Raw genomic sequence first — 22,424 nt, forward strand, 5'->3', positions numbered from 1 at the left:
CCGGCGCAGCCGGCGGATCGCCCGCGACGATTGCTCTGATCGGGCCTCCTGCGGCGGGCAAGTCCCGTGTCGGAAAGCGGCTGGCGAAGCTGCTCGGGCTGCCGTTCGTGGACACGGACGCCGTGGTGGTCGCCGAGCACGGACCGATCTCCGAGATCTTCGCGACGCACGGCGAAGCCCACTTCCGGGTGCTGGAGCGCGCGGCCGTCGCCGAGGCGCTCCGCCGTCCGGGCATCGTCTCCCTCGGCGGAGGCGCGGTGCTCGACCCGGCGACGCAGTCCGACCTGGCCGGGGCGCGCGTCGTCCTGCTGACCGTCCGCCCGGAGGCGATCGCCAAGCGGATCACCAACGGCAAGCGGCCGCTGATCACCGACCTCGAGTCCTGGAAGCGGCTCGTCGCATCCCGAAGCGAGCTCTACCGGTCGCTCGCGGACTACACCGCCGACACGTCGTCCCGGCCGATCGAGACGATCGTCGAGGAGATCGCCCAGTGGGCGCAGAAGGAAGGACACGCATGACCGACGCCCCCACCGAGATCACCGTCTCCGGAGCGCACCCGTACCCGGTGGTGGTCGGTCGCGGCCTGCGGTTCCAGCTGGCGGACCACCTCGGCACCGGGGTGAACAAGGTCCTGCTCGTGCACCAGCCGAGCCTGGGCGCCGCGGCGGCGGAGCTGCGGGAGTCGCTGCTCGGCCGCTACGAGGTGCTCCTCGCCGAGGTACCGGATGCGGAGGCCGCCAAGCGCGTCGAGGTGGCGTCGTTCCTCTGGCAGATCATGGGGCAGGCCGACTTCACGCGCTCGGACGCGGTGATCGGCTTCGGCGGCGGCGCTGTCACCGATCTGGCCGGATTCGTGGCCGCGACGTGGCTGCGCGGTGTGCGGCTGGTGCAGGTGCCGACGACGCTGCTCGGGATGGTGGATGCGGCGGTCGGCGGCAAGACCGGCATCAACACCGCCGAGGGCAAGAACCTGGTCGGGGCGTTCTACGCGCCGGCGGCAGTGGTCTGCGACCTGGACACGCTCACCTCGCTGCCGCGCAACGAGCTGCTGGCCGGATTCGCCGAGGTCGTGAAGTACGGCTTCATCGCCGAGCCCGAGATCCTCGACACGATCGAGGCCGACGTCGACCGGGCGACCGACCCGGAGACGCCGGAGTTCCGGCGCCTGGTGGAGTTGTCCATCGGCATCAAGGCGCGCGTGGTGGGGGAGGACTTCACCGAGCAGGGCCTCCGCGAGATCCTCAACTACGGCCACACCCTCGGGCACGCGATCGAGCACGCCGAGCGGTACCAGTGGCGCCACGGCGCGGCGATCTCCGTGGGCATGGTGTTCGCGGCGGAGCTCGCCCGGCTGAGCGGACGGCTCAGCGACGAGGTCGCGGACCGGCACCGCCGCATCCTGGAGTCGCTGACGCTGCCCGTGAGCTACCCGCTCGGGCGCTGGCAGACGCTGCTCGCCACCATGCAGCGCGACAAGAAGGCGCGGGGCAGTATGCTGCGCTTCATCGTGCTCGACGACGTGGCGCGTCCGACGGTGCTCGCCGGCCCGGACCAGAGCCTGCTGTTCGCCGCATACCAGGAGGTGGGTTCGTGACCGACAAGACCGTGCTGCAACGGTTCCAGGCGAAGCCGGGCGACGGCGTCGCGGTGGTGGTCGCCCAGGACGGCGACCGCGACCTCCTCGGACCGCTCCCCGACGGCGCGACCGAAGCGGGCATCGCCGAGGCGGCTGTCATCGCCACCGTCGTGCGCTCGCGCGAGGAGCTGCTGGCGCGCTACGCCGAGCAGCTGCCGGTCGCGGAATCCGCCCGCGCGGTGTGGGTGGTCTACCCGAAGGGCGGACGCGCGGACGTGAACCGCGACGTCGTCGCGAGCGAGGCCCGCGCCTACGGGTGGCGCGGCATCAGCAACATCTCGGTCGACGACACGTGGTCCGCGGTCCGCGTGCGCCCGCTGAAGGACGGCGAGGAGTGATGGCGGACATCCTCGTCCTCAACGGACCGAACCTCGGCCGGCTGGGAACCCGCGAGCCCGACGTCTACGGGTCGGGGACGCTGGACGACCTGCGCGCACTCCTGCAGGACGACGCCGGCGACGACCGGATCGACCTCCGCCAGACCGACGACGAGGCGGAGCTGCTGCGCTGGCTGCACGAGGCGGCCGACTCGGGCGCCCCCGTCATCCTGAACGCCGGCGCGTGGACGCACTACTCGTACGCGCTGCGGGACGCGGTGTCGCTGGTCACGAAGGCCGGCGGCACGGTGGTCGAGGTGCACCTGTCGAACCCGCACGCCCGCGAGGAGTTCCGGCACACCAGCGTCATCACCGCGGTGGCGACCGGAGTGATCGCCGGGTTCGGGTTCGAGTCGTACCGGCTGGCGCTGGCGTTCATTCGCCGAAACGCCCGCTGACGTCTAGAATCTTCTGGGACCGCCGCGCGGTCCGCCGTGGGCCGCATCCGCTCCGTCTCCCCGAGACCGGCGCGTGCGGCGTCCACCCGCATCTTCTCATCGAACGAACGGAACATCCCCTTGGCTTCAACCGCTGACATCAAGAACGGCGTCGTCCTCTCGATCGACGGCCAGCTCTGGACCGTGATCGAGTTCCAGCACGTGAAGCCCGGCAAGGGCGGCGCGTTCGTCCGCACCAAGCTGAAGAACGTCACCACCGGCAAGACCGTCGACCGCACCTACAACGCGGGCGCGAAGATCGACATCACCAACGTCGACCGCCGCGACTACCAGTACCTGTACCAGGACGGCGCCGACTTCGTCTTCATGGACACGTCGGACTACGACCAGATCACCATCCCGGGCCCGATCGTCGGCGACTCCGCCAACTTCATGCTCGAGAACCAGAACGTCACCGTCGCACTGCACGAGGGCCTGCCGCTCTACGTCGAGCTCCCGGCCTCCGTCGTGCTCGAGATCACCTACACGGAGCCGGGCCTGCAGGGCGACCGCTCCACCGGCGGCACCAAGCCGGCGACCGTGGAGACCGGCTACCAGATCCAGGTCCCGCTGTTCCTCGAGACCGGCACGAAGGTCAAGGTCGACACCCGCACGGGCGACTACCTCGGCCGCGTCAACGACTAGATGAGCGCGCGGACCAAGGCACGCAAGCGCGCGCTCGACGTGCTCTACAGCGCCGACCTGCGCGGCATCCCGCTGCGCCAGGCGCTGGCGACCGAGGCCGAGCGCGCGGCGACCCAGCCGGCGCGCGAGGCGTCGTGGCTGTACGCCCGCGACATCCTCGACGGCGTGATCGAGCACCAGGACGAGATCGACGAGCAGATCGAGACGTACGCCCAGGGGTGGACGCTCGCCCGCATGCCCGCCGTCGACCGCGCCATCCTGCGCATCGGCGTCTGGGAGGTGCTGTTCAACGACGAGGTGCCCGACGGCGTCGCCATCTCGGAGGCCGTCGAGGCGGCGACCGTGCTGTCGACCGACGACTCTGCGGGCTTCGTGAACGGGCTCCTGGCGAAGATCGCGCAGACGAGGACCGCGTGACGGGCCGGCGCGGGACGGGCCGCATGCGGCGGATCGCCGCGGCGACGGCGCTCGCGCTCGGCGTGGTGTTCGCCGCAGCGGGATGCTCGCTGCTCGGCGGCGCCTCGAACGTCCCCGTGGCGACGGACGCGCCCCCGAAGGGCACCGACGGCGCCGTCGACTTCGACGGCGGCTTCATCACGGTCGGCGACGGGCAGAAGAAGGTCGACATCTGGTTCGACGCGATGTGCCCGGTGTGCGGCGCGTTCGAGAAGGCCAACGGCGCCACGCTGGCGAAGGCCGTCGACGACGGGGCGATCACGCTTCGGCTGCACCCGCTGACGTTCCTCGATGCGGTGTCGAACGGGACGGGCTACTCCACCCGGGCGGCCGCGGCGCTGACGTGCGTCGCCGTGTCCGACCGCACGGCCATCCTGCCGTTCTACCAGGCGCTCTTCACCGACCAGCCGGAGGAGAACTCCAACGGACTGACGGACAAGGAGCTGGCGTCCCGCGCGTCGAAGGCGGGCGCGAGCGACATCTCCGGCTGCCTGTCGGACAGCGGCCCGTACCAGGCGTGGGCGCAGGGCAACACCGCGAACTCGCAGAAGGGCCCGATCGAGGTCGACGGCAAGAAGGTCCTCGACACGATCAAAGGAACGCCGACCGTCCTCGTGAACGGCGAGCAGTACCCCGGCGGCGTGGACGACGCCAAGGCGTTCTCGCGCTTCCTCGCCGACCACTGAGCGCAACGAGGGGTCGCAACACGCCGTTATCGGCCCGCCATGACGGCGTGTTGCGACCCCTCGATGGCGTCTGCGGGGGCGCGGGCACGTGGCCTGGTAGGGTGAGAAGCGTTAGGCATCCTTTAATAGCCGTCCTGTGAGGCGGGGAAGGAGGTCGGCATGACGGCGCGTACCGTGCTGCAGCAGGCTGACATCGCCCGGGCGTTGACTCGGATCTCCCACGAGATCCTGGAGTCCAACCGGGGAACCGACGATCTGGTGATCCTGGGGATCCCGACCCGCGGCGTCGTGCTCGCGCGGCGGATCGCCGACACCATCCAGCGCATCGAGCCGGCCGCGGTCGGCTCGCCCGCCGACATCGTGGGCGCGCTCGACGTGACGATGTACCGCGACGACCTGTCACGGCATCCCACGCGCACCCCGCAGCCCACGTCGCTCCCGGGCCCGATCGACGGCAAGACCGTCGTGCTCGTCGACGATGTGCTGTTCTCGGGCCGCACGATCCGGGCCGCGCTCGACGCGGTCAGCGACATCGGCCGGCCGCGGGCCGTGCGCCTCGCGGTCCTGGTCGACCGCGGCCACCGCGAACTGCCGATCCGCGCGGACTTCGTGGGCAAGAACCTCCCGTCGGCGGCCTCTGAGCGCATCTTCGTGCGTCTCGCCGAGGTCGACGGCACTGAGGCCGTCACGATCGAGGAGCCGGGGGCCGACGCATGAGGCACCTGCTCTCGACCCGGGACCTCCCGCGTGAGGACGCCATCCAGCTGCTCGACGTCGCCGAGGACATGGCGGATGTGCAGGAGCGCGAGGTCAAGAAGCTCCCGACGCTGCGCGGCAAGACCGTCGTGAACCTCTTCTTCGAGGACTCCACGCGCACCCGCATCTCGTTCGAGGCGGCGGCGAAGCGGCTCTCCGCCGACGTCATCAACTTCTCCGCCAAGGGCTCGAGCGTCTCCAAGGGCGAGAGCCTGAAGGACACGGCCCAGACGCTGCAGGCGATGGGGGCGGATGCGGTGGTGATCCGCCACGGCTCGTCGGGCGCCCCGCAGACGCTCGCGGCGAGCGGCTGGATCGACGCGGGCATCCTGAACGCCGGCGACGGGACGCACGAGCACCCGACGCAGGCGCTGCTGGACGCGTTCACGATGCGCCGTCGCATCCACGGGACGGCCTCGCGCGGCCGCGACCTCGACGGGGTGAGCGTCGCGATCGTCGGCGACATCCTGCACTCGCGGGTCGCACGCTCCAACGTCTGGCTGCTGCGGACCCTCGGTGCGCACGTCACGCTGGTCGCGCCGCCGACGCTGCTGCCGGTGGACGTCTCCGGCTGGCCGGCCGAGGTGGGCTACGACCTGGACGCGGCGATCGCCGCCGGTCCGGACGTGGTGATGATGCTGCGCATCCAGGCCGAGCGGATGAACGCGGCGTTCTTCCCGACCACGCGCGAATACACGCGGCGGTGGGGGCTGGACGAGGAGCGGTTGGCCCGGTTGAAGCCCGATAGCATTGTGATGCACCCGGGACCGATGAACCGCGGGCTGGAGATCTCGGCCGCGGCCGCGGACTCCCCGCGCTCGACGGTCCGGGAGCAGGTCGCGAACGGCGTCTCCGTGCGGATGGCAGCCCTGTACCTGCTGCTGTCGGGTGCCGGTTCCGAGCAGGTACGGCCAGGCGGTGTGAGGTGAGTGTGGACGAGAAGTTCCTGATCCGCGGCGCGACGCTGGCCGACGGCTCGCGGACCGACCTGCTGGTCGACGGCGGCGTGATCGCCGCGACCGGCGCCGGGCTGAGCGCCGCGGGTGCGACGGCGATCGACGCGGACGGGCTGCTCGCGCTGCCCGGTCTGGTCGACCTCCACACGCACCTGCGCGAGCCCGGGTACGAGCAGAGCGAGACCGTCCTGACCGGCACGCGCGCCGCCGCGGCCGGTGGATTCACCGCGGTGTTCGCCATGGCGAACACGTCGCCGGTGGCGGACACGGCCGGTGTGGTCGAGCAGGTGCTGAGCCTCGGCGAGGCGGCCGGCTACGCGGCCGTGCGGCCGATCGGCGCCGTCACCGTCGGGCTGGCGGGGGAGCGGCTGGCCGAGCTGGGCGCGATGGCGCAGTCCCGCGCCCGCGTCCGGGTGTTCAGCGACGACGGCAAGTGCGTCTCCGACCCGCTGCTGATGCGCCGGGCGCTGGAGTACGTCAAGGCGTTCGACGGCGTCATCGCGCAGCACGCGCAGGAGCCGCGGCTCACCGAGGGCGCGCAGATGAACGAGGGCGCGCTGTCCGGCGAGCTGGGGCTGGCGGGCTGGCCGGCGGTCGCCGAGGAGTCGATCATCGCCCGGGATGTGCTGCTCGCCGAGCACGTCGGCTCGCGCCTCCACGTGTGCCACGTCTCCACCGCGGGCAGCGTCGACGTGATCCGCTGGGCGAAGGCCCGCGGCATCGCCGTGACCGCCGAGGTCACCCCGCACCACCTCGCCCTCACGGAGGAGCTGGCGACCGGATACGACGCCCGCTACAAGGTCAACCCGCCGCTGCGGAGCCGCGAGGACGTGGAGGCGCTGCGCGCCGGCCTCGCCGACGGAACGATCGACATCGTCGCGACCGACCACGCGCCGCACCCCATCGAGTCGAAGGACTGCGAGTGGGACGCCGCCGCGTTCGGCATGGTCGGGCTGGAGTCGGCGCTCTCGGTGGTGCAGGCCAGCGTGGTCGACAACGGGATGCTCGGCTGGGCCGACATCGCCCGCGTCCTCTCGGCCACCCCGGCCCGGATCGGCCGGCTGGACGGCCACGGCGGTGCGCTTGCGGAGGGCGCCCCGGCGAATCTCTTCCTCTACGACCCGACGGCCTCGCGGACGTTCTCGACCGCCGACCTCGCCGGCAAGGGCGTCAACTCGCCCTATCTCGGGCTCACGCTGCCCGGCCGGGTCGTCGCGACCTTCCACCAGGGCCGTGCGACGGTGCTCGACGGCGCGGTGCGCGACGCCGAGGAGGTGGGCGCCCGTGGATAAGGTGCTCCCCACGATCGGAATCCTGGCGGTCCTCGCCGTCGTCATCGGGCTCGCCGTGCTCGGCTGGCGCCGGCGCGTGCGCCGCGACAGCCCGGCCGGCGGCGGGTACTCGACCCCCGGCACGCTGAGCGCTCCGGTCGCCGAGGTGGAGGCGCTGTACGTCGCCACCACGCGCGGCGGCGAGCACCTCGAGCGGCTCGCCCTGCCGGGGCTGTCGTTCCGCGGCAACGCGACGGTCGCCGTCCGGCCGGAGGGCGTGTCCATCGCCGTCACCGGCGAGCCGGCGGTCTTCGTCCCGGCGTCCGTCCTCACCGGAGTCGGCGTCGCGAGCGTCGCGATCGACCGGGCGGTCGAGCGCGACGGCCTGGTCCGGCTCGGCTGGACCACCAGCGGCGGCACGGCCGCCGACAGCTACTTCCGGGTCGTCGACCCGGCCGGCCGCGCGCAGCTGATCGCGGCCGTCGAAGCAATCGTCCCGCGGGCGGATGCCCCGGATGCGGCGGGCCCGTCCCGCCCGAACGACAAGGAGGTGTGACGTGCTCGCAACAGAACCCGCGGTGCTCGTCCTCGAAGACGGAACCCGTTACGTCGGCCGGGCCTACGGCGCGCGAGGGCGCACCCTCGGCGAGGCGGTCTTCGCCACCGGCATGACCGGCTACCAGGAGACACTGACCGACCCGTCCTACGCCGGCCAGATCGTGCTGCAGACGGCGCCGCACATCGGCAACACCGGCACGAACGACGAGGACATGGAGTCCCGGCAGATCTGGGTGGCGGGCTACGTCGTCCGCGAGCCCAGCCGAGTCGTGTCGAACTTCCGCGCGCAGCGCAGCCTCGACGACGACCTCGTCGCGCAGGGCGTCGTCGGCATCAGCGGGATCGACACCCGGGCGGTAACCCGCCACATCCGCTCGGCGGGCGCCATGCGCTCGGGCATCTTCTCCGGTGAGGATTTCGGGCTGAGCGACAGCGAGCAGCTCGACCTGGTGCTCGCCGGCGCGCCGATGAAGGGCCGCAACCTGTCCGCCGAGGTCTCCACCGTCGAGCCGTACACGGTTCCCGCGGTCGGCGAGAAGGTCGGCTCCGTCGCGGTGCTCGACCTGGGCGTGAAGAAGTCCACCCTCGAGAACCTGGCGGCGCGCGGGCTCGACGTGCACGTGCTCCCGCAGCAGGTCAGCGCTCAGGATGTGCTCGGGCTCGGCGTCGACGCGCTGTTCTTCTCGAACGGGCCCGGCGACCCGCAGGCCTCCGGCAAGCACGTCGCCCTGCTGCAGGAGACGCTGCGTGCAGGTCTCCCGTACTTCGGCATCTGCTTCGGCAACCAGCTGCTCGGCCGCGCGCTCGGGCTCGACACCTACAAGCTGCCGTTCGGCCACCGCGGGATCAACCAGCCGGTGCTCGACAAGCGCACCGGCCGGGTGGAGATCACCGCGCAGAACCACGGCTTCGCCGTCAAGGCGCCGATCGACGCCTCCTTCGACTCCCCGGCCGGCTTCGGCCGTGTGGAGGTCAGCCACTTCTCGCTCAACGACCAGGTCGTCGAGGGGCTCAACTGCCTCGACCTGAACGCCTTCAGCGTGCAGTACCACCCGGAGGCGGCGGCCGGCCCGCACGACGCCAACTACCTCTTCGACCGCTTCCTCGACATGATCCGCGCGCAGCACGGCGCCGCCGATCCGTCCAACTCGAACAACAGCCAGGAGAACGTCTGATGCCCAAACGCGACGACATCCAGTCCGTCCTCGTCATCGGCTCCGGACCCATCGTCATCGGCCAGGCGGTCGAGTTCGACTACTCGGGCACGCAGGCCTGCCGGGTGCTGAAGGCGGAGGGCGTGCGCGTCATCCTCGTCAACTCCAACCCGGCGACGATCATGACCGACCCCGACTTCGCCGACGCCACCTACGTCGAGCCGATCACCTGGCAGGTCATCGAGACGATCATCGCCAAGGAGCGCCCCGACGCCATCCTGCCGACCCTGGGCGGCCAGACCGCGCTCAACGCGGCCATGCAGCTGCACGAGCACGGCATCCTCGAGAAGTACGACGTCGAGCTGATCGGCGCGAAGTTCGAGGCCATCCAGAAGGGCGAGGACCGCCAGATCTTCAAGGAGCTCGTCGTGGAGGCGGGCGCCGAGGTCGCGCGGTCGCACATCGCGCACACCGTCGAGGAGGCGCTGGAGTTCGCGGAGGACCTGGGCTACCCGCTCGTCGTCCGTCCGTCGTTCACGATGGGCGGCCTGGGCTCCGGCTTCGCGTACACGCCGGAGGAGCTGCGCCGGATCGCCGGGGACGGCATCCACCAGAGCCCCACCAGCGAGGTGCTGCTGGAGGAGTCCATCCTGGGCTGGAAGGAGTACGAGCTCGAGCTGATGCGCGACACCGCCGACAACACGGTGGTCGTCTGCTCGATCGAGAACGTCGACCCGGTCGGCGTGCACACCGGCGACTCCATCACCGTCGCGCCCGCGCTGACGCTGACCGACCGCGAGTACCAGAAGCTGCGCGACATCGGCATCGACATCATCCGCGCGGTAGGCGTCGACACCGGCGGCTGCAACATCCAGTTCGCGGTGAACCCGGAGAACGGCCGGATCATCGTCATCGAGATGAACCCGCGCGTCTCCCGCTCCTCGGCCCTCGCGTCGAAGGCGACCGGCTTCCCGATCGCGAAGATCGCGGCGAAGCTGGCCATCGGCTACCGGCTGGACGAGATCCCGAACGACATCACGAAGGTGACGCCGGCGAGCTTCGAGCCGACACTTGATTACATCGTCGTCAAGGTGCCGCGGTTCGCGTTCGAGAAGTTCCCGGCCGCCGACCCGACGCTGACCACCACCATGAAGTCGGTCGGCGAGGCGATGGCGATCGGCCGCAGCTTCAGCTCGGCGCTGCAGAAGGCGCTCCGCTCGCTGGAGAAGCGCGGCTCGTCGTTCCACTGGGGCCCGCCCAGTGCCGACGGGTCCGGGCGCACGGTGGATGAGCTGCTCGCCTCCATCGCGACCCCCACCGACGGCCGCATCGTCGACGTGCAGCAGGCGCTCCGCCTGGGCGCGACGCCGGAGCAGGTCTTCGAGGCGACCAAGATCGACCCGTGGTTCATCGACCAGATCGCGCTGATCAACGAGGTGGCCGATCAGATCCGGGATGCGCCGACCCTCGACACCGAGACGCTGCGGTTCGCGAAGGACCACGGCTTCTCCGACGCCCAGATCGGCGAGCTGCGCGGCTTCGGCGAGGCCGACGTGCGCGAGGTGCGCCACATCCTCGGCGTGCGTCCGGTCTACAAGACGGTCGACACCTGCGCGGGCGAGTTCCCCGCCCTCACGCCGTACCACTACTCCAGCTACGACCTGGAGACCGAGGTCGAGCCGAGCGACAAGCGCAAGGTCGTCATCCTCGGCTCGGGCCCGAACCGCATCGGCCAGGGCGTCGAGTTCGACTACTCGTGCGTGCACGCGTCGTTCGCGCTGCACGACGCGGGCTTCGAGACGATCATGATCAACTGCAACCCGGAGACGGTGTCGACCGACTACGACACCAGCGACCGGCTCTACTTCGAGCCGCTCACGCTGGAGGACGTGCTCGAGGTCATCCACGCCGAGTCGCAGACCGGCGAGCTGGTCGGCGTCGTCGTCCAGCTGGGCGGCCAGACCGCGCTCGGGCTCGCAAAGGGCCTGGAGGCGGCCGGGGTTCCCATCCTCGGCACGACGCCGGAGGCGATCGACCTCGCCGAGGAGCGCGGACTGTTCTCCGGCATCCTCGACGAGGCGGGTCTCGTGGCGCCGCGCAACGGCACCGCCGTCGACTACCCGAGCGCCGCCCACGTCGCCGAGCAGATCGGCTACCCGGTGCTCGTGCGCCCCAGCTTCGTGCTCGGCGGCCGCGGCATGGAGATCGTCTACGACAACGCCTCCCTCGCCGACTACTTCGAGCGGGTCGCCGGGCAGGGCATCGTCGGCCCGTCGCATCCGCTTCTCGTGGACCGCTTCCTCGACGACGCCATCGAGATCGACGTCGACGCGCTCTACGACGGCGAGCGGCTCTACATCGGCGGCGTCATGGAGCACATCGAGGAGGCCGGCGTCCACTCCGGCGACTCGTCGTGCACCCTGCCGCCGATCACGCTCGGCCGCCGCGAGATCGACCGGGTGCGCGAGGCGACCCTGAAGATCGCCGAGGGGATCGGCGTGCGCGGCCTGCTCAACGTGCAGTTCGCGATCGGCGCGGGCGTGCTCTACGTGCTGGAGGCCAACCCGCGCGCCTCCCGCACCGTGCCGTTCGTGTCGAAGGCGCTCGGCATCCCGCTCGCCAAGGCCGCATCGCGGATCATGGTCGGCGAGACGATCGAGGGCCTGATCGCCGAGGGTCTGCTGCCCGCGCAGGACGGCTCGCGCATCCCGATGGACTCGCCGGTCGCCGTGAAGGAGGCCGTGCTGCCCTTCAAGCGGTTCCGCACCAAGGAGGGCACGGTCGTCGACTCGGTGCTCGGCCCGGAGATGCGCTCCACCGGCGAGGTGATGGGCATCGACAAGGACTTCCCGACCGCGTTCGCGAAGAGCCAGTCGGCCGCGTACGGCGGGATGCCGCTGGGCGGCACCGCGTTCGTCTCTGTCTCCGACCGCGACAAGCGCGCCGTCGTCCTCCCGGTCCTCCGCCTGCACCAGCTCGGCTTCGAGATCGTCGCGACAGAGGGCACCGCCGAGGTGCTCAACCGCAACGGCATCGCGGCCCGCATCGTGCGCAAGCACAGCGAAGCGCAGGAGAGCGGCGGCGACTCGATCGTCGACATCATCAACCGCGCCGAGGTGGATGTGGTGATCAACACCCCGAGCGGACGGTCGGCGCGTGCCGACGGCTACGAGATCCGCGCGGCAGCCGTCGCCGCGGACAAGCCTCTGTTCACGACCATCGCGGAGCTGAGCGCGGCCGTGGCGTCGCTGGACGCCATCCGCGAGGGCTTCGACGTCAAGTCGCTGCAGGTGTACGCGCAGGAGAGGGCCGCCCGCGTATGACGCCGGCGTTCGGCGACCGGCTCGCGCGCGCGTTCGCCGAGCGCGGGCGGCTGTGCGTCGGCATCGACCCGCACGCGCACCTGCTCGAGGAGTGGGGACTGCCGGCTTCGGCCGACGGCCTCCGCTCGTTCGGCCTGACTGTGGTCGAGGCCGCCGCCGGCCGGGCGGGCATCGTCAAGCCGCAGGTGGCGTTCTTCGAGCGCTTCGGCGCGGCGGGATACGCCGCCCTGGAGGAGGTGCTCGCCGCCGCGCGTGCGGCCGGGCTGCTGGTGATCGCGGACGTCAAGAGGGGCGACATCGGCACCAGTGTCACCGCGTACGCCGAGGCCTGGCTGACGCCCGGCTCGCCGCTGGAATCGGACGCCATGACGGTCGCCGCCTACCAGGGCGTCGGCTCGCTGGCGGAGGCGATGGCGCTCGGTGCGGCCGCGGGGAAGGGCCTGTTCGTGCTCGCCGCGACCTCGAATCCCGAGGCGGCGGCGGTGCAGCAGGCCATCGTGCAGAGCGGGCCGCGGACGGGCCTGTCCGTCGCTCGTGCGATCATCGAAGACGTGCATTCGTTCAATCAGGAGCAGGACGCGCGTGCCGCGTACGGATCGGTCGGGCTGGTGCTCGGCGCGACCGTCGAGCTCGCCGACTACGGGATCGATGTGGCGACGGCGGGGGAGCGCACCCCCGCACTGCCCGTGCTCGCGCCGGGCTTCGGCCACCAGGGCGCCCGGGTCGAGGACGTGTCGCGGCTGTTCGGCTCGCTCGCGTCCGGCGTGATCGTCAGCGAGTCCCGCGGGCTGCTCTCCGCCGGTCCCTCCGGCCTCGCGGACGCGATCGGCCGCCGCGCCGAGGAGGTGCGCGCCAGCCATGGCTGAGACCTCGAGCCGCCCCGCACCGCCCGAGGTCGACCGCCAGGCCGCGTCGCAGGCCGCCGTCGCCGCGCGCCGTGCCCGTGCCGCCGTGAAGGCATCCATCGCCTCCCGCGAGGTGTCGCCGCTGACAGTGCTCGACCGCGCCACCGCCGATCCGGAGGGGATCGAGGGCCGGCTGCGGGTGACGGAGTTCCTGCTCAGCGTGCCCGCCATCGGCACCACCAAGATGCAGGAGGCGCTCGACCGGCTGGCCATCTCGCCCGCCAAGCGGCTGGGCGGTCTCGGCCGCCACCAGCGACTGCGCCTCCGCCAGTTCCTGATCGAGCGGGAGAACCGCACCGGCCGCCAGCGCAACCGCCTGGTCGTGCTCGCCGGTCCCACGGCCGTGGGCAAGGGCACGGTGTCGTCGTACATCCGCGAGCACTACCCGGACGTGCTGCTCTCCGTCTCCGCGACGACGCGCAAGCCGCGCCCCGGCGAGGTCGACGGCGTCAACTACTACTTCGTCGACGACGCCGAGTTCGACCGGATGATCGTCGAGGGCGAGCTGCTCGAGCACGCGACCGTGCACAACGCGTACCGCTACGGCACGCCCCGCGCCCCGATCGAGAAGGCGCTGGCCGCGGGCCGGAGCGTGCTGCTCGAGATCGACCTGCAGGGCGCCCGCCAGGTGCGCGCGTCCATGCCGGAGGCGCGGCTGATCTTCCTGCTCCCGCCGACGTGGGAGGAGCTGGTGCGGCGACTGATCGGCCGCGGCACCGAGGACACCGCGGAGCAGCAGCGCCGGCTGGAGACCGCCAAGGTCGAGCTGGCCGCCCAGGACGAGTTCGACTACAAGGTGGTCAACCACGACGTCGCCGAGGCGGCCCGCGAGGTCGTAGACTTGATGAAGGTCCGCGCGGCGCCGTCGCGTCCGTGAGCCGTCTCTCCGCGCCGTCACCGGCGCGCCCACTGTCCCCGGCCGCCTGACGCGGCCGTCGATCGGGCCACCGCGCCCGGTCGCCCAGAACAAGGAGCACCCCGCATGGCAACCAGCAACAACGGCATCATCGACCCGCCCATCGACGACCTCCTGTCGCGCGTCGAGTCGAAGTACGCCCTCGTGATCTTCGCGTCCAAGCGGGCGCGTCAGATCAACGACTACTACGCCGACCTGCACGAGGGCAGCCTGTTCGACAACGTGGGCCCGCTGGTCGACTCCTCCGTCGACGACAAGCCGCTCTCGGTCGCCCTGCACGAGATCAACGAGGACAAGCTCGTCCTGAAGCCGATCGCCGCCGCCGAGTAGGCAGCAACCGCCGCACGCAGCAGTAGAGCCGCAGACGACCGCAGCCGGGCAGCGCCCCGGCCGAGGAGAGGTGCCGCCGTTGAGCCCACGATTGACCATCGTCGTCGGAGTGACCGGCGGCATCGCCGCGTACAAGGCCGTCGGAGTCATCCGGGCCCTGGTCCTCGAAGGCCACTCCGTGCACGTGGTCGCGACCGAGGCGGCGCTGCGGTTCGTCGGGCGTCCGACGCTGGAGGCGATCAGCCGCAACCCCGTCGCGACCGACCTCTACGAGGGCGTCGCCGAAGTGCGGCACGTGGCGATCGGGCAGTCGGCCGACCTCATCGTCATCGCCCCGGCCACCGCCAACACGATCGCCAAGCTCGCGGCGGGAATCGCCGACGACCTCCTCGGCAACACGGTGCTCGCGTCCACCGCGCCGCTCGTGATCGCCCCGGCGATGCACACCGAGATGTGGCGCAATCCGGCCACCGTCGCGAACATCGCCACCCTGCGCAGCCGGGGCGTCACGGTGGTAGGCCCCGCCAGCGGCCAGCTCACCGGCACCGACTCCGGCCCCGGCCGGATGGAGGAGCCGGAGGTCATCGTCCGGTCCGCGCTGCGCGCCGCCGGGATCGTCCCGCGCGCTGTGGAGCCGCCCGCGCCTGCGGCGCTGACCGCATCCGACGCCGCCGTGAACGACGTCGTGGTGCTCTCCGAGCGCCGCCGCGCGAACGAGGCGGCCAAGCGGCCCCGGGGCGGCGTCGACCTGGCGGGCAAGCGCGTCGTGGTCACCGCCGGGGGCACCCGCGAACCGCTCGACCCGGTGCGCTTCCTCGGCAACCGCTCCAGCGGGCGTCAGGGCGTCGCGATCGCCGCCGCCGCGCAGGCCCGCGGCGCCGACGTCGTGCTCATCGCGGCACATCTGGAGGTGGAACCGCCCGAGGGCGTGGAGCTCATCCCGGTGCAGACCGCGCTCGAGCTGCAGGAGGCGGTGCAGGAGGCCGCCCGCGCGGCCGACATCGTCGTCATGACGGCCGCCGTCGCGGACTACCGCCCCGCGGAGACGCGCGACGCGAAGATCAAGAAGTCCGAGCACGGGGACACGCTCACCCTCGAGCTCGTCGCCAACCCGGACATCCTCGCCGGGCTCTCCGCCAACCGGCGGGACGGCCAGGTTGTCGTGGGCTTCGCCGCCGAGACCGAGCCGGACCCGCAGGCGCTCATCCACCTCGGGCGCACGAAGCTCGAAGCCAAGGGTAGCGACTTCCTCGTGCTCAACCAGGTGGGCTGGTCGCAGGGCTTCGCAACGGAGAGCAACGAGGTCGTCGTCCTGCGAAAGGGCGGCGATATAGTGATGGAGGCCTCGGGCAGCAAGCTGTCGGTGGCCGACCGTATCCTCGACGTCATCGCCTAGCCGGCGCGTCCGAGACGATCCGGCCGCGACTCTTACGCCCGTCGTCGACCAGGGAGAACCATGGCAGATCTGCGTCTCTTCACGTCCGAGTCCGTCACCGAGGGCCACCCGGACAAGATCTGCGACCAGATCTCCGACAGCATCCTGGATGCCCTGCTCACCGTCGACCCGCACAGCCGCGCCGCCGTCGAGACCCTGGTGACGACGGGACTCGTCCACGTCGCCGGCGAGGTCACCTCCAGCGGCTACGTCGAGATCCCCGCGCTGGTGCGCAACAAGCTCGTCGAGATCGGGTACGACTCGTCCGACGTCAGCTTCGACGGCACGCAGTGCGGCGTGTCCGTCTCGATCGGAGCCCAGTCGCCCGACATCGCGCAGGGCGTGGACAACGCGCTGGAGACCCGCGCCGAGCAGAGCCACGACGACCTCGACCGCCAGGGCGCGGGCGACCAGGGCATCATGTTCGGCTACGCCACCACGGAGACGCCGCAGTACATGCCGCTGCCCATCTGGCTGGCCCACCGTCTCGCCGAGCGCCTGGCGTCCGTGCGCAAGGACGGCACGCTCGACTACCTGCGGCCCGACGGCAAGACCCAGGTCACGATCGGCTACGAGGGATCCGTTCCCAAGTCGGTGCAGACCGTCGTGCTGTCGACGCAGCACGCCCCGCAGGTGTCGAACGAGCAGCTGCAGGCCGAGATCGTCGAGGAGGTCATCAACCCGGTGCTCCACACGGCCGGGCTCGAGACCTCGCACATCCGCACCCTCATCAACCCGACCGGGCGCTTCGAGATCGGCGGCCCCAAGGGCGACGCCGGGCTGACCGGCCGCAAGATCATCGTCGACACCTACGGCGGCGCGTCCCGCCACGGCGGCGGCGCCTTCTCGGGCAAGGACCCGTCGAAGGTCGACCGCTCCGCCGCGTACGCGATGCGCTGGGTGGCGAAGAACGCGGTCGCCGCCGGCTTCGCCGACCGGCTCGAGGTGCAGATCGCGTACGCGATCGGCAAGGCCGCTCCGGTCGGGCTGTACGTCGAGACGTTCGGCACCGCGAAGGTGCCCGAGGAGCGCATCATCGCCGCCATCCGCGACGTGTTCGACCTGCGGCCGGCCGCGATCATCCGCGACCTCGACCTGCTGCGCCCGATCTACGCGCGCACCGCGACCTACGGCCACTTCGGCCGCGAGCTGCCCGAGTTCACCTGGGAGCGGCTCGACCGCGTCGACGACCTGCGCTCGGCCGCGGGGATCTAGCGGTGGCGGCGGCCGCACGGGTCGCCCGGGTGGTCATCGACTCGCCGCTCCCGCAGCTCGACCACCTCTTCGACTACGCCATCCCGGAGGAGCTCGCCGCCGACGCGGTGCCCGGTGTGCGCGTGCGTGTGCCGCTGCGCTCCGCGGGTCGCGTGGCCGACGGGTATCTCGTCGAGGTGGGCGACCCGGACGACGGGTTCGAGGGGACGCTGAGCCCGCTGGAGGCGGTCGTCTCGCCCGCGCGCGTGCTCACGCCGGGCGTCTGGCGGCTGGCGCGGCGCCTGGCGGACCGCAGCGCGGGGACGGCGAGCGACATCCTGCGCCTCGCGGTGCCCGGCCGCATGGTGCGGGTCGAGAAGGCGTGGCTGGCCGCGCGCGCCGCCGCGCCCGCGGCGCCTCCCGGAGCGTCGAGTCGTGAGTCGTTGTCGGAATCGGGCGCGAGTCGTGAGTCGATGTCGCCACTCGGCGCAGCGGCGCAGGATGCGGCGGCGGCGCCCGCGGCGGCGGCGCCCGCGGCGGCGGCGCCCGCGTCGGCGGCGCATCCCGCGCCCGTCGCGGTGCGCGGGTACGGCGAGCGGGTGCTGGAGGATGCGGTCGCGCGCGACGAGCGGATCGCGCTGCGCGCCATCCCGCGCCTGGTCCCGCTGCCCGACGGCACGTGGGTCGGGGAGTGGGCGGTCACCCTCGCGACCCTGGCCGCCGACTGCTGGCGCGGCGGCCGCACGGCGATCGTCGCGGTGCCCGACCATCGCGACCTGGAGCAGCTGGCCGCCGCCCTTGCCGTCATCGCCCCGCCGGCCGCGGTGGTGCGCGCGGACGCCGGGCAGGCGAACACCGAGCGGTACCGCGGGTTCCTGGAGGCGCTGTCCGGCCCGCGCATCGTGATCGGCAACCGCTCCGTCGTCTACGCGCCCGCCGAGCGGCTGGGGCTGCTGGTGGTCTGGGAGGACAGCGACCCCCTCCACGCCGAACCCCTCAGCCCGTACGTGCACACCCGCGACGCCGCCCTCGTGCGCCAGGAGCTCGAGGGATGCGCGCTCGTGCTGAGCGGCAACATCCGCAGCGTCGAGACCCAGCGGCTGGTGGAGCTCGGCTGGCTGCGGGATGTCGGGCCCGAGCGCGTCACCTCGCCGAAGGTCGTACTGACCGCGAACCAGCAGGCACCGGAGCCGATGGCGCGGGCCGCGCGCATCCCGTCGCCCGCCTGGCGCGCCGCGCGTGAGGCGCTGAACGGCGACAGCGGCCGGCCGCGCGGCCCGGTGCTCGTCCAGGTGGCGCGTCCCGGCTACGCGCCCGTGATCGCGTGCGCGAATTGCGGCCAGGCCGCCCGGTGCATGAACTGCAAGGGGCCGCTGCACCAGACGCGCGCCGGCTCCCCGCCGTCGTGCACCGTGTGCGGGCGGATCGGGACCGACTGGCAGTGCGAGCACTGCGAGCACCGCCGGTTCCGGATGGTGACGGTCGGCTCAGGCCGGACGGCCGAGGAGCTCGGGCGCGCGTTCCCGGGCACGCGGGTCATCCTCGCCGACGGCGACCACCCCGTCCAGCGCATCGGATCGGCGCCCGCCCTGGTCGTAGCCACCCGCGGGGCCGAGCCGATCGCGGAGGGCGGGTATCAGGCGGTGCTGCTGCTCGACGGCGAACGGATGCTCGCCCGCGAGAGCCTGCACGTCGCCGAGGACTGCCTGCGCTGGTGGCAGAGCGCCGCCGGTCTTGCCGCTCCCGGAGCGCCGACGGTGCTGGTCGGAGTGTCCGGGCCGCTCGCGCGGGATTTCGCCACCGGCCGCCTGGTCGAGTTCGCCCACGAGGAGCTGGTCGACCGGCGGGAGCTGCGGTTCCCGCCCGCCGTGCGCCTGGCATCCGTCACCGGCACGGAGGCGACGGTGAACGAGGTGGTCGCCGCCGTCGATCCTGCGCTGCTCGTGGATGTGCTGGGTCCGGCCCCGGTCGAGCCCGCCTCGCGCACGGCCCGCTCCGGACCCGACCTGGTGCGCGCCGTCCTCCGGTTCGAGTACGCCCACGGCGTCGACGTGGCGGCGGCCGTCCGGGCCGCCGTCGTGAAGAACGCGACCCGGCGGCGCCGCGCGCCCGCAGGCAAGCCGGGCTACCGGCCGGCGCCGACGCTGCGGGTGCGCTTCGACGACCCCGAGATCCTCTGACCTCCGGTCGACCTCAGCGGTGGATGGACGCGCGGGCGGAGTAGGCTGGATCGCCGTCCCGACCGAAAGAACCTTCCCCATGCGCATCGTCTTCGCCGGCACCCCCGCCGTGGCCGTCCCGTCGCTCGAGGCCGTCGCGGCCCGACACGAGGTGGTCGCCGTCATCACCCGCGAGGATGCGCCGCTCGGCCGTAAGCGCGTGCTCACGCCGTCGCCGGTCGCCGAGGCGGCCGAGCGTCTCGGCCTGCCGGTGCTGAAGGCGAACCGGCTGCGCGAGGAGGTCACCGAGCGCATCGCCGCGCTCGAACCGGACCTCGGCGTCGTCGTCGCCTACGGGGGACTGGTGCGCGAGCCGCTGCTGTCGCTCCCGCGCCTCGGCTGGGTGAACCTCCACTTCTCGCTGCTGCCGCGCTGGCGGGGCGCCGCGCCGGTGCAGCACGCCGTGATCGCGGGCGACACGGAGACGGGCGCCGCGGTGTTCCACCTGGTGCCCGAACTGGACGCGGGCGACGTGTACGCCGAGCTGCGGCGTCCCATCGGTCCGGAGGAGACCGCGGGGCACCTGCTCGACGCGCTGGCCGTCGACGGCGCTGCCCTCCTGGCCGACACGACGGATGCGCTCGCGGCGGGCACGGCGCGGGCGACGCCCCAGGCCGGGGAGGTCACCCTCGCGCCCAAGCTGACGATCGAGGATGCGCGGCTCGACCTGACCCAGCCCGCCGACCGGGTGCACGCGCGCCTTCGCGGCGTCACGCCCGAGCCGGGCGCGTTCGTGCTGCTCGGGATCGAGCGGTTCAAGATCCACGAGGCGCATGGCACGACAGGGGAGCCGCCGCTGCCGCCCGGAGCGGTCGAGGCGCGTGACCGCCGCGTCCTCGTCGGGACCGGCACGGACCCGCTGGAACTGATCACGGTGCAGCCCGCCGGCAAGCGCGCGATGCCCGCGGCCGACTGGCTGCGCGGCGCGGCCGGCGCCTCGGGCGCTGCGGTGGTGCTCTCGTGAGCGCGCAGCAGCGGCGCGGACCATCCCGGCCGCAGCACACCGCGGTGCAGCCCGCCCGTCGGGTCGCCCTGGATGTGCTCACCGCCGTCCGCGAGTCCGACGCCTACGCCAACCTGCTGCTGCCGACACGGATCGCCCGGGCGGCGCTGTCGACCGCCGACGCGGCGCTCGCGACCGAGCTCACCTACGGCACCCTGCGCATGCAGGGCTACTACGACCGCGTGATCGCCATCGCCGCGGGCCGTCCGGTCGACCGCATCGACCCTCCGCTGCTCGACGTGCTGCGGCTCGGCGCGCACCAGCTGCTGTCGACCCGCGTCGCGGCCCACGCCGCGGTGAACGAGTCCGTCGGGCTGGCGCGCGAGGTGGGGAGCCGCTCCGGCACCGGCTTCGTCAACGGCGTGCTGCGCGAGATCGGCCGGCACACGCCCGAGGAGTGGCGCGACCAGGTCGCGAGCCGGGCGAAGAACGAGGACGACCGCATCGCGGCGCTGGCGTCGCATCCCGTCTGGGTCGTGCGCGCACTGCGGCGGTCCCTCGAGGCGGAGGGACGCGTCGAGGAGCTCGAGGAGCTGCTGGAGGCCGACAACACGGCTCCGCGGGTCAACCTGATCGCACTGCCCGGGCTCGCGTCCGAGCCGGACGATGCGCGCCCGGACCGGTTCTCGCCGCCCGGGTTCACCGTCGGCGGCGGCGACCCGCAGGGGCTGGTCGAGGAGTCCGGTGGCCGCATCCGCGTGCAGGACGAGGGGTCGCAGCTCGCGGCGCTCGCGTTGACGCGGGCGCAGCCGGTGCTCGAGGGGGAACGGTGGCTCGACCTGTGCGCCGGTCCCGGCGGCAAGGCCGCCCTGCTCGCCGCGGAGGCGCTGGCCGGCGGTGCGACCCTCGTCGCCAACGAGCTCGTCCCGGCGCGGGCGGAGCTGGTGCGCCGGGCGCTCGCGCCCGTGCCGCTCGATGTGCCGGTGTGGGAGCTCGACGGCGTCGTAGTAGGTACCGAGCATCCCGAAGCCTTCGACCGCATCCTGCTCGACGCGCCCTGCACCGGCCTCGGCGCGCTGCGCCGGCGCCCGGAGGCGCGCTGGCGCAAGACGCCGCGCGACGTCGCCGAGCTGACCACGTTGCAGACCGCGCTGCTCGACTCCGCGATCGCGGCGCTCAAGCCGGGTGGACTGCTCGCCTACGTCACCTGCTCCCCGCACCTCGGCGAGACCCGCGGCATCGTCGCGTCCGCGCTGGAACGGCACGGCGACGTGCTCGAGCAGGAGGCCACGGCCGAGACAGTGCAGGCGCTCGCGAACGAGCGGCTCGACTTGGCGGGCGACCCGGCGACGGTCCAGTTGTGGCCGCACCGCCACACGACGGACGCCATGTTCATCGCGCTGCTCCGCAAACGCGCCGCGTAGCCGCCGCCTAGGCTGGGGGCATGGGACACGTCCGCATCAATCCGAGCATCCTGGCCGCAGACTTCGTCAACATGCAGAGCGAGGTGGAGCGCATCCGCACCGCCGATCTGGTGCACGTGGATGTGATGGACAACCACTTCGTCCCCAACCTGACCTTCGGCCCGCAGATGGTGGGCCGCATCCAGGACGTCAGCCCCATCCCGCTGGATGTGCACCTCATGATCGACGACCCCGACCGCTGGGCGCCCGGCTACGCGGAGCTCGGGGCGTACTCGGTGACGTTCCACGCGGAGGCGGCGCACGATCCAGTGGCCCTCGCCCGCAAACTGCGGGCGATCGGCGCCCGCGCCGGCATCGCGGTGAAGCCCGGCACGGGCGTCGAGCGCTACCTCGACCTCCTGGAGGAGTTCGACCAGGTGCTCGTGATGACCGTCGAGCCCGGGTTCGGCGGCCAGTCGTTCATGCCCGAGACGATGCCGAAGCTGCAGGCGCTGCGCGCCGCCGTCGAGGCGCGCGGGCTCGACGTCTGGCTGCAGGTGGACGGCGGGATCACCGAGGAGACGATCGTCACAGCCGCCGCCGCGGGCGCCGACACGTTCGTCGCGGGCTCCAGCGTCTTCCGCGGCGAGCCCGCGGAGCGCATCGCCGCGCTCCGCGACGCCGCCTCCGCCCACGCGCACTGACCCGCGCCGGCCCTCCAGCCCGTTCAGCCTCTCCCGCGCCTCCCCCCGGCGCACATTCGTGCTGAATGCACCGAAATCGCGCCCCGCATCCCACATTCGTGACGAATGGCGCTTCCGTGA

General features: G+C 72.3%; 22 protein-coding genes. All 22 read left to right on the forward strand.

Annotated elements, in window-relative coordinates; genetic code table 11:
• The first annotated feature begins 29 nt into the window (after nt 1–29).
• The 22 genes from ACTJI1_RS06440 (at nt 30) to rpe (ending at nt 22,304) form a co-directional block, all read left to right on the forward strand.
• A complete protein-coding gene (locus ACTJI1_RS06440; protein WP_440742184.1) occupies nt 30–518 on the forward strand; it encodes a shikimate kinase in 489 nt (162 codons plus the stop codon).
• A complete protein-coding gene (gene aroB / locus ACTJI1_RS06445; protein WP_440741966.1) occupies nt 515–1,594 on the forward strand; it encodes a 3-dehydroquinate synthase in 1,080 nt (359 codons plus the stop codon). Before ACTJI1_RS06440 ends, aroB begins: the two co-directional genes overlap by 4 nt.
• Nucleotides 1,591–1,974 (forward strand): hypothetical protein, encoded by a 384-nt coding sequence (locus ACTJI1_RS06450; protein WP_440741967.1) that lies wholly within the window; start codon nt 1,591–1,593, stop codon nt 1,972–1,974. The genes aroB and ACTJI1_RS06450 overlap by 4 nt, the downstream gene beginning before the upstream one ends.
• Nucleotides 1,974–2,411: a type II 3-dehydroquinate dehydratase gene (locus ACTJI1_RS06455; RefSeq protein WP_440741968.1), complete on the forward strand. Its 438-nt coding sequence runs from the start codon at nt 1,974–1,976 to the stop codon at nt 2,409–2,411. The genes ACTJI1_RS06450 and ACTJI1_RS06455 overlap by 1 nt, the downstream gene beginning before the upstream one ends.
• A gap of 120 nt (nt 2,412–2,531) precedes the next feature.
• On the forward strand, nt 2,532–3,095 hold the full coding sequence (gene efp, locus ACTJI1_RS06460) for an elongation factor P (protein ID WP_310129585.1): 564 nt from the start codon (nt 2,532–2,534) through the stop codon (nt 3,093–3,095).
• Nucleotides 3,096–3,512, forward strand: coding sequence for a transcription antitermination factor NusB (gene nusB / locus ACTJI1_RS06465; RefSeq protein WP_310129583.1), 417 nt, complete (start codon nt 3,096–3,098; stop codon nt 3,510–3,512).
• Nucleotides 3,509–4,237, forward strand: a complete 729-nt coding sequence (locus tag ACTJI1_RS06470; RefSeq protein WP_440741969.1) for a DsbA family protein — start codon at nt 3,509–3,511, stop codon at nt 4,235–4,237. Before nusB ends, ACTJI1_RS06470 begins: the two co-directional genes overlap by 4 nt.
• Nucleotides 4,238–4,396: 159 nt before the next feature.
• Nucleotides 4,397–4,954 carry a bifunctional pyr operon transcriptional regulator/uracil phosphoribosyltransferase PyrR gene (gene pyrR, locus ACTJI1_RS06475; RefSeq protein ID WP_440741970.1) on the forward strand — a complete coding sequence of 186 codons (558 nt, stop codon included), beginning with the start codon at nt 4,397–4,399 and terminating at the stop codon, nt 4,952–4,954.
• Nucleotides 4,951–5,922 carry an aspartate carbamoyltransferase catalytic subunit gene (locus ACTJI1_RS06480; protein ID WP_440741971.1) on the forward strand — a complete coding sequence of 324 codons (972 nt, stop codon included), beginning with the start codon at nt 4,951–4,953 and terminating at the stop codon, nt 5,920–5,922. The genes pyrR and ACTJI1_RS06480 overlap by 4 nt, the downstream gene beginning before the upstream one ends.
• Before the next feature lie 2 nt (nt 5,923–5,924).
• A complete protein-coding gene (locus ACTJI1_RS06485) occupies nt 5,925–7,241 on the forward strand; it encodes a dihydroorotase (protein ID WP_440741972.1) in 1,317 nt (438 codons plus the stop codon).
• Nucleotides 7,234–7,776, forward strand: coding sequence for a PH-like domain-containing protein (locus ACTJI1_RS06490; protein WP_440741973.1), 543 nt, complete (start codon nt 7,234–7,236; stop codon nt 7,774–7,776). Before ACTJI1_RS06485 ends, ACTJI1_RS06490 begins: the two co-directional genes overlap by 8 nt.
• Nucleotides 7,736–8,953, forward strand: a complete 1,218-nt coding sequence (gene carA / locus ACTJI1_RS06495) for a glutamine-hydrolyzing carbamoyl-phosphate synthase small subunit (RefSeq protein WP_440741974.1) — start codon at nt 7,736–7,738, stop codon at nt 8,951–8,953. Before ACTJI1_RS06490 ends, carA begins: the two co-directional genes overlap by 41 nt.
• Nucleotides 8,953–12,255, forward strand: coding sequence for a carbamoyl-phosphate synthase large subunit (gene carB, locus ACTJI1_RS06500; RefSeq protein ID WP_440741975.1), 3,303 nt, complete (start codon nt 8,953–8,955; stop codon nt 12,253–12,255). Before carA ends, carB begins: the two co-directional genes overlap by 1 nt.
• Nucleotides 12,252–13,121: an orotidine-5'-phosphate decarboxylase gene (gene pyrF, locus ACTJI1_RS06505; RefSeq protein ID WP_440741976.1), complete on the forward strand. Its 870-nt coding sequence runs from the start codon at nt 12,252–12,254 to the stop codon at nt 13,119–13,121. Before carB ends, pyrF begins: the two co-directional genes overlap by 4 nt.
• On the forward strand, nt 13,114–14,037 hold the full coding sequence (gmk, locus tag ACTJI1_RS06510) for a guanylate kinase (protein WP_440741977.1): 924 nt from the start codon (nt 13,114–13,116) through the stop codon (nt 14,035–14,037). Before pyrF ends, gmk begins: the two co-directional genes overlap by 8 nt.
• Before the next feature lie 105 nt (nt 14,038–14,142).
• Nucleotides 14,143–14,406 (forward strand): DNA-directed RNA polymerase subunit omega, encoded by a 264-nt coding sequence (gene rpoZ / locus ACTJI1_RS06515; RefSeq protein ID WP_089910506.1) that lies wholly within the window; start codon nt 14,143–14,145, stop codon nt 14,404–14,406.
• A 91-nt stretch (nt 14,407–14,497) separates the two neighbouring features.
• On the forward strand, nt 14,498–15,802 hold the full coding sequence (locus ACTJI1_RS06520; RefSeq protein WP_440742185.1) for a bifunctional phosphopantothenoylcysteine decarboxylase/phosphopantothenate synthase: 1,305 nt from the start codon (nt 14,498–14,500) through the stop codon (nt 15,800–15,802).
• 60 nt (nt 15,803–15,862) lie between these two features.
• Nucleotides 15,863–17,056, forward strand: coding sequence for a methionine adenosyltransferase (metK, locus tag ACTJI1_RS06525; protein ID WP_310129573.1), 1,194 nt, complete (start codon nt 15,863–15,865; stop codon nt 17,054–17,056).
• A 2-nt stretch (nt 17,057–17,058) separates the two neighbouring features.
• A complete protein-coding gene (locus tag ACTJI1_RS06530; protein ID WP_440741978.1) occupies nt 17,059–19,215 on the forward strand; it encodes a primosomal protein N' in 2,157 nt (718 codons plus the stop codon).
• A gap of 79 nt (nt 19,216–19,294) precedes the next feature.
• Nucleotides 19,295–20,218 (forward strand): methionyl-tRNA formyltransferase, encoded by a 924-nt coding sequence (gene fmt / locus ACTJI1_RS06535; RefSeq protein ID WP_440741979.1) that lies wholly within the window; start codon nt 19,295–19,297, stop codon nt 20,216–20,218.
• Entirely contained in the window at nt 20,215–21,621 is a 1,407-nt protein-coding gene (locus ACTJI1_RS06540) for an RsmB/NOP family class I SAM-dependent RNA methyltransferase (RefSeq protein WP_440741980.1), read from the forward strand. Before fmt ends, ACTJI1_RS06540 begins: the two co-directional genes overlap by 4 nt.
• A gap of 20 nt (nt 21,622–21,641) precedes the next feature.
• The gene (rpe, locus tag ACTJI1_RS06545) at nt 21,642–22,304 is read left to right on the forward strand and encodes a ribulose-phosphate 3-epimerase (RefSeq protein ID WP_440741981.1); all 663 of its coding nucleotides are present in this window, start codon (nt 21,642–21,644) and stop codon (nt 22,302–22,304) included.
• The last annotated feature ends 120 nt before the right edge of the window (nt 22,305–22,424 follow it).

Source organism: Leifsonia sp. 22587, from assembly GCF_052044215.1.
GTDB classification, from domain to species: Bacteria; Actinomycetota; Actinomycetes; order Actinomycetales; family Microbacteriaceae; genus Leifsonia; species Leifsonia shinshuensis_C.